Consider the following 778-nt stretch of genomic DNA (forward strand, 5'->3'; position numbering starts at 1 on the left):
CACGGATGCCTTGCCTTGGTCGTTCGGTGCTCGATGTCGTTCGTGGCGCAAGCGTATTCGAAGGCATGGGCCCAGAAGCGTTCGCCGTTTGCGATGGCCTCCTTGATCAATGGCACGGCCGAACCGCCGGCGCCGGGCGTCGTGAACTGGATACCGTTGTCGGTGAGGACAGTGTGGACCTTGTAGGGCACGGCCGCGATCAGGCGCAGTAGGAAGTCTCTCGATGGCGGTGGTGGCCTTCTCATGCAGTTCGACGAAGGCGAATTTCGAGGTGCGGTCGATAGCGACGAACATGTGCAGCTTGCCCTGTTCTGTGCGCACCTCGGCGACGTCGATGTGGAAGTAGCCGATCGGATAGCTCTTGAACTTCTTCTTCGCCGGCTTGTCGCCTTCTACGTCCGGCAGGCGGCTGATGCCGTGGCGCTGCAGGCAGCGATGCAGTGATGAGCGCGTCAGGTGTGGGATCGTCGGTTGTAAGGCATAGAGGCAGTCATCGAGTGGCAACAGAGTGTAGCGCCGGAAGGCGACTATGACGGCCTCCTCCTCGGGCAAGAGCACTGTCGATCTAGGCTCTCTCGGACCGGTCGGCAAATCTGCCACCGAGGTCCGTTCCCGCCATTTGGCAACAGTCTTTTGGTTGACCCCGTAGCGCTTCGCCAGCGCCCTCAGGCTCTCTTGACTATGCTGTATCGCTCGACGGACCGCCTCTGTCGTCGTGGCGCTCCCATGAAGAACCTGGCCCATAGCGCATCCCTTGATTCGGAGGACAAGGATGCCC

The 778-nt window shown here is 61.1% G+C and carries 1 pseudogene; it reads right to left on the reverse strand.

Annotation, left to right across the window (positions count from 1 at the left end):
- Positions 1-744: pseudogene (locus AC0L26_RS31960) on the reverse strand (DDE-type integrase/transposase/recombinase); the annotation flags it as partial.
- Between the last annotated feature and the right edge of the window lie 34 nt (positions 745-778).

The sequence above is a fragment of the Mesorhizobium sp. WSM4823 genome (assembly GCF_055811195.1).